The organism is Streptomyces sp. NPDC055506, assembly GCF_053643595.1.
The window spans coordinates 45414-51767 of the sequence record NZ_JBSHKH010000054.1 but is presented as its reverse complement, the minus strand read 5'-3'; the positions used below and the strand labels follow the sequence as shown (position 1 = coordinate 51767).

Here is a 6354-nt window from a genome sequence, read left to right as displayed (position 1 = left end):
TCAGGCGGGAACGATGTTCTCGGCCGTCGGGCCCTTCTGGCCCTGCGCGATGTCGAACGACACCTTCTGACCTTCCAGGAGCTCGCGGAAGCCCTGGGTGGCGATGTTCGAGTAGTGGGCGAAGACGTCGGGGCCGCCGCCGTCCTGCTCGATGAAGCCGAAGCCCTTTTCCGCGTTGAACCACTTCACGGTGCCAGTAGTCATATCATTTCTCCTTCGGAGACGATGTCCGGAATTCGCCCTGTGCGGATTCCGCGTCGCCGTGCTGATTAACCCGTCGGAAAATGAACCTTCTGGCAACCACACCTGCAACTGATATCGACATTAGCATGGCACGGTCGGCCCTGCGCCGTCATTGATTCCACTCTGGTCGGCGGTCGAGGAATACTTTCCGCGTGCCGCACCTATTTCTCACTTCGCGGATACAGATATTGATCCGCGCGGACGCGGTGTTCCTCCCGAACGCTTCCGGCCACAGCGCCATGACCTTGGTCGATGGACCGTGCGCCGCGGCCATCGCCATCAACGGATGGGGCAACGGGGAACACCTGCCGAGACGCCACTACCGCGACGAAGGTCACATCGGCCCAGAAGGCCACGATGTCGATGGCCTACGGGGAGTACGGGCGGGTGATCAGCGAGACGCCAACGGCAGTGGCACGGCGGCTGCCGTGAGCATCCACACGTCGTCCCGCCCGTACGGTGACGACGTCTGACAGCGCCGCGCCTGCCGCCACGAATCGACGAGGCGACCAGGGCAACGGAAGACGGCGCGGGGACCACGGGCCGTGGACCTAGCCGACGCGTTCGGCGGTCCAGGTGATGTGCGGGGGCTCGACGCGTGCGCACAGGGGCCCGCCCTGCGCGTCGGTCAGGCCGAGGCGTCCGACCAGCAGCCCGTCGCGTGCTGCGGCGCCGAGTACGTCGGCGGGGATGACGTCGAGCATGAGCTTGGCGCGGCGGAACATCGTGAAGGTGCCCGCCTCGTCGACCGTGCCCCACGACAGGTAGATGAACCGTCGGCCCAGACGGTCCTGCACGTACGGGCCTTTGATGTCGATGCCGGTCGGCGAGGCGCTCGTCGTGCACTCCAGGGTCCATGTCGCGGACGGTGCGTCGCCGGGCTGTGGCTCCAGGAGTTCGGCGGGACGGGCGCGGCGTTGCACGGCGACGTGGACGTTGTCGTACGCGGGGACTTCGCCGTCGGCAGAGGCGGGGCGGGTGAGGCCGGGCAGGTCGACTGCGTCGATGCGGATGCGCATGGCGGCCATCATCCCGCCATCGTCCGCGCAGAGATCAGCCGACCTCGAACCGGCGTGAGCCCGGGCAGCGGTGACCTCGTCACTCCGTGTCGGCCGCTCGACAGCGGCCTCCTCGCCACCCCCGCATCGGCTGGCGCCGCACCGCGTCGGCGTCCAGCGCGGCGCATTCCGGACACGCCATCGTCCACGCCCAGGCGAGAAGTGCCAACTCTCGGCGATCGGCCCCAGGTGAGTGGCAGCTGTTCTTGCGAAAGGGCGACGGTTGCCTGGCTGCCTCAGACCGAGCACTGGCAGGCGGCCGGCAAGTCGCCTATCTCGCCCTGTGGTGCCTCAACTCGCACCCACGGGACCCCTGGAGGTCCTACTGATCTCGACTCAGAGCGCGCGCGGAGGGCGCGCCCCTAAATTGGTCTAGACGAAAAGAACCCCAGGTCGCGACCTGGGGTTCACTCTGGAGCGGGTGACGAGAATCGAACTCGCGCTCTCAGCTTGGGAAGCGACGGCGCTTGGGCGGGCTCTACGCCTCTGACCTGCTCATGTACCTCCTCCCTGTGGTGCTCGTGAGGGTCCATGGCGCCGCTGTTGACCGTGATTGTCCGCTCTTACGGGCACGCTATGGGCGCGACGCCGCGGATCGGCGGGATATTGGGTGAGCGCGAAGGCCGATGCCTCGGGTTCGGCTTGCTCGGCTGTCTACTTCGAGCAGGCTCGTCGCGAGTGCACACACCGGATGCGTTGGGGGTTCACGCTACGGCAGGCGTGGCCGGGCGATCGTCCTTTCATTCCGCGGTGATGCATTGAGGTCCTACCGCACGGCTGGCTGGCAGCCGGTTTCGGCGGACTGGTCGGGCAGATATCGGGACCGTTCCAGAGGGGCGAGAGTTTCCGGGGGTACCGGCGAGATCGGTTGCATCGGCCTGACGGTGTTTGCGGGTCGATGTTGGTGACGTATCCTTCTATGTACATTGCCAACATCGCAGGAGGCGCCACATGTCTGTGACGCAGATCGACATCGATGACGACGCCCTCGAACGCGCCATGGCTCTGGCCAAGGTCAGGACCAAGAAGGAGGCGGTCAATCTCGCGTTGAACTTCTACGCCGAACAGCAGGAGCGTGCGGCACGCATCAGCCGTCATTTCGAACGGGCGCGTGAGTGGGGTGCTGTCGAGGACGCCGAGCGCCTGCACCGGGCGGAGAAGAACAGCCGGTGATCTACCTGCTCGACACCTCCGGCCTGGTCCGCCTACTCCGCGATCCGAAACTCCAAGCGGCCTGGTACGACGCGATCGACGCCGGGGCCATCGCATCCTGCTACGTGCAACGCACCGAGTTCCTCCACAGTGCTCGGAACGGCCGCGAGTACGACGAGATCGTGGAGATGTTCGCCGACCTGTACCCCGACGTGTCGGTGCCGAAGAACGCGGGACGCTGGATCGGCGCGGTGCAGAACCGCATGGCCCGGGCTGGAGAGCACCGCAGCGCATCGGCGGTCGACCTGGTCATCGCGGCCACCGCGGCCCACCACGGCCTCGCCGTCCTCCATGACGATGCCGACTACCGCGCCATCGCCCGGCACGCATCCGACCTGGCCGAGCACAACATCCACGACATCGCCTGAGACGTTTCCGCCGAGCCTGCGTGCCCCCCGGTCCGTTCGTGGCCACCATGGCGCGTCAGTTGAAGTACCCCCTCTTGGGCATGAGTTGGGCACCAACAACGCTGCGGCGTCCAGTGCACGGGCGAGGTCCACCCGACCAGCCGCGCCGTCGATGAAGGGCGTTCCGTCGCCGTGGCGGACTCGGATGCGGGTAAGGACTGGCGACGCGCCTCCTTGGCGCTTTGGATGTCGGTCACCGGGACAACCTTGCCGAGGCGGGGGGGCGGTCGACCACCCTTCGACTACATCGCTGGTGCCCCGGCCCGGACGACGGCAGCGGGAGTCAAATACAGCGGTGCCGCCCGCTACACGCCCAGCACCCCCAGCGACTCCGGGCGTGCTGTGCAGGGGAAGCCGAAGCCGCGCACGGACTCGGACTTCTACGACTACCTGGGCATCCCCTGGACCTTCCCTGACGCGGTCACCCGCCGCCCCGAGAAGGACCGCGCCCGCTCCGTCGACAGCTCCGGCTATGTCCGGCTGGTGTACGGATACCGCTCGGGATTCCCGCTGAACAGCAGGGACAACGCGGCGGGCAACGGGCTGCAGCGGACCCCCGACGCGATCGCCCGCGGGCGGCTCGGCCTACCCGTGATCCCCCTCACCGACCGCCACCCCGCCGTCATCCAGCAGCTCCAGCCCGGCGACCTGGTCTTCTTCAAGACACGGGAACTGCCCGGCGGACGGATCGGCCACATTGGTATCTACCTCGGCCTGGACACCGCCGACCACCCGTGCTTCATCTCCAGCCGGAAGAACGCGGGCGGCCCCACCATGGGCGACAAGGGCGGCACCTCACGGCTGGACGGTGACGGCTACTACGCACAAGGGCTGCGCGAGGCACGACGCCTCTGACCGCGCTCCGACCGGGTCACGCCTCCCCCTCGCCGGTTCTGGCTGCTCGGGTTCACTGTGCAGGCGGCTCCAGCCACTTGGCGGGGGTGCACCCGACGATCGCCGGATGGCCGACGGAAGGACCGGGCTTCCAGGCTGGTGCCATGACACACCGTGCGCATGAGAGGGAGCTCGACACCACCAGGCGGCCACCGGCCGATGCGGCGGGTCGTGGTAGCGCCAGGCGAGGCAGGAGCGAGCTCTGGGAGTTCCTCGGCATGGCGTTGGTGGCGGGCGGCCTCTGCTTGGCCGCCGTACGTCCTGAACTCCGCGATGAGGTTGTGCACATGCTCGTCACGAGGGCAGTCGAACTGACCGGTTGAGCCGAGCCCCAAGGCCCCCGCGCGGGCCGATGCCCGCAACCGCCGACGCGGTGCGCGGCCGACCACGTAGGAAAGGAATTCTGTGAACACCGCATCCGCCCCGGAGGCGACGGGTGCCGAGTCCCTGCGCACCAGCGAGACGCTCAAGGCGCTGTACGGGTACGTCCGTCCGCACCGGTGGGCCGTAGCGCTCGGTCTGCTGTTGGCGCTGGTAGGGGCCGCCGGAGGGCTGCTGCAGCCGCTGGCCACGAAGACGCTGGTCGACCGGCTCTCGTCCGGTGGCAAGATCCAAGTGGCCGCTGTCCGAGCTGCGGTCCGTCATCGGATACGTCGAGCAGGACGCGCCGGTGCTGGCCGGCACGCTGCGGGAGAACCTGGTCTTCGCCGCGCCCGGCGCGACCGACGACGAGATACGCGAGGTCCTCACCCGGACCAGGCTCGACGCCCTCGTCGAGCGTCTCCCGCACGGCCTGGACACCCCGGTCGGGCACCGCGGCACGAAACTGTCCGGCGGCGAGCGCCAGCGCATCGCGATCGCCCGCGCGCTGCTGCGCAGGCCCCGGCTGCTGCTCCTGGACGAGGCGACCTCGCAGCTCGACGCCGTCAACGAGCTGGCACTGCGGGACGTCATCGCCGAGACCGCACGCGAGACCACCGTGCTGGTGGTGGCCCATCGCCTGTCGACGGTCACGGACGCCGACCCATCGTCGTCATGGACGCGGGCAAGGTCCGCGCGGTCGGCACCCACGAGGAGCTGGTGGCCGAGGACGAGCTGTACGCGCAGCTCGCGGCGACGCAGCTCCTGACCCCGGCGGGCCGCCCCGGCGGGTGAGACGGGCCTGCGACGCCGAGGACCTCCTACAGGCCGCCCTCCTGCGCACGCAGGCGGGCGGCCTGCATTCGTGACGAGGCGGGGGCCGGCGCATACGTACGCCGAGCCGTGATCACCTGGGACCGAGCGGTGGCGTGCGCGCCAAGCGGGGGAGATGTCGCCAGAGCGCCTCCCGGACGCCGGGTACGACGAAGTCCGCGTGCAGCGACTGCTGGACCAACAGCAGCTGCGGGAGGTTCTTCCCCTGCTCGGGGAGCGGCAGCTCGGCCACCACATCGCGCCCGATGACGGGCGCCTTTTGAACTTGGAGCTCTCGGACGAGTCGGACCACATCGACGTCACGGCTGTCCGCGACGTCGTCGTGGACGCGGTCGAGGAGGGCGGTGTCCACGACCGGATGGGTTTCCCCGGCGTTGCCCGGTGCGACACCGCGAGTCTCCATACCTGCCTGGGTGGCCGTCGTGGTCTCAGCCGCACCGGCGGCCGCCGCCTCCTGACCCGCACCAGCCGTGGCCCCGGGCCGCGCCGGGCATCATGCCCACGCATGCCCTCGCCTGGCCCCTGTCCGACACGTTTTCCGGCGACACGTTTCCCGGCGACCGGACCTGGACGCTCATCGAGTTCGTCTACACGCTGGCCATGGCCTTCGCCCCGATCCTGTGCGGCCAGCTCGTGCAGGCCAGACGCGACGTGGCCCGCCAACTCGTCGAGGTCGAAGTGGCCCGCGAACACGAACGCGCCCTGTACGCCCAGACCGTCCTCGCCCGCGAACGCGCCCAACTGGCCCGCGAGATGCACGACGTCGTCTCACACCAGGTCAGCCTCATCGCCGTGCAGGCCGGAGCCCTGCAGGTCGCCGCCAAGGACCCGGACGCCCGCGACGCCGCCCGCACCATCCGCACCCTGAGCGTGAACACCCTCGACGAACTCCGCCACATGGTCACCCTGCTGCGCGCCTCCGGCGGCAAGGACACCGAACTCACCCCGCAGCCCACCCTCGCCGACCTGCAGCAGCTGATCGCCAACAGCGGCATCGAGACCACCCTGACCGGGGAGCTCCCGCCCAGCATCAGCACAACCGCCCAACGCACCGTCTACCGCACGGTCCAAGAAGCCCTCACGAATGTACGCAAGCACGCCCCCGGCGCCCGCGCCGAGGTGCGCCTGTGGCACGACGCGCAGCACTTCGGCGTCACCGTCACCAACACCGCCCCCACCCGCCCGTCCGTCGCCCTGCCCAGCGCCCGGCACGGCCTGATCGGCCTGAGAGAACGCGCCGAACTGCTCACTGGCACCCTCACCGCCGAACCCACCCCACAGGGCGGATACAACATCGGACTACGGGCTCCCCCCCGGCCCACCTGAGCACAGCCCGCCCGACGCAG

Annotated in this window: 6 protein-coding genes and 2 pseudogenes; 5 read left to right on the top strand and 3 right to left on the bottom strand. The window is 69.1% G+C overall.

All coding sequences use genetic code 11. The annotated features are described in order from the left end of the window. Both ACWIF2_RS21500 and ACWIF2_RS21495 read right to left on the bottom strand, forming a co-directional pair. Positions 1–204 (bottom strand): cold shock domain-containing protein, encoded by a 204-nt coding sequence (locus tag ACWIF2_RS21500; RefSeq protein WP_441269253.1) that lies wholly within the window; start codon positions 202–204, stop codon positions 1–3. Positions 205–794: 590 nt separating this feature from the next. Next, entirely contained in the window at positions 795–1262 is a 468-nt protein-coding gene (locus ACWIF2_RS21495) for a DUF5990 family protein (RefSeq protein ID WP_454362234.1), read from the bottom strand. A gap of 990 nt (positions 1263–2252) precedes the next feature. Here ACWIF2_RS21495 and ACWIF2_RS21490 point away from each other — a divergent pair. From ACWIF2_RS21490 to ACWIF2_RS21475, 4 genes and pseudogenes are all read left to right on the top strand, one after another. Then, a complete protein-coding gene (locus tag ACWIF2_RS21490) occupies positions 2253–2474 on the top strand; it encodes a type II toxin-antitoxin system VapB family antitoxin (protein WP_031120842.1) in 222 nt (73 codons plus the stop codon). Then, positions 2471–2881 (top strand): PIN domain-containing protein, encoded by a 411-nt coding sequence (locus ACWIF2_RS21485; RefSeq protein ID WP_454362231.1) that lies wholly within the window; start codon positions 2471–2473, stop codon positions 2879–2881. Before ACWIF2_RS21490 ends, ACWIF2_RS21485 begins: the two co-directional genes overlap by 4 nt. A gap of 381 nt (positions 2882–3262) precedes the next feature. Then, complete coding sequence (locus ACWIF2_RS21480; protein WP_454362230.1) at positions 3263–3775, top strand: NlpC/P60 family protein; 513 nt, start codon at positions 3263–3265, stop codon at positions 3773–3775. Between the two features lie 655 nt (positions 3776–4430). Then, a pseudogene (locus tag ACWIF2_RS21475) lies at positions 4431–4969 on the top strand (ATP-binding cassette domain-containing protein); the annotation flags it as partial. Positions 4970–5081: 112 nt separating this feature from the next. Here the strand turns inward: ACWIF2_RS21475 and ACWIF2_RS21470 are convergent. After that, positions 5082–5411: a hypothetical protein gene (locus ACWIF2_RS21470; protein WP_454362228.1), complete on the bottom strand. Its 330-nt coding sequence runs from the start codon at positions 5409–5411 to the stop codon at positions 5082–5084. Positions 5412–5518: 107 nt separating this feature from the next. Between ACWIF2_RS21470 and ACWIF2_RS21465 the strand changes: the two are divergent. Further along, a pseudogene (locus ACWIF2_RS21465) lies at positions 5519–6334 on the top strand (sensor histidine kinase); the annotation flags it as partial. Between the last annotated feature and the right edge of the window lie 20 nt (positions 6335–6354).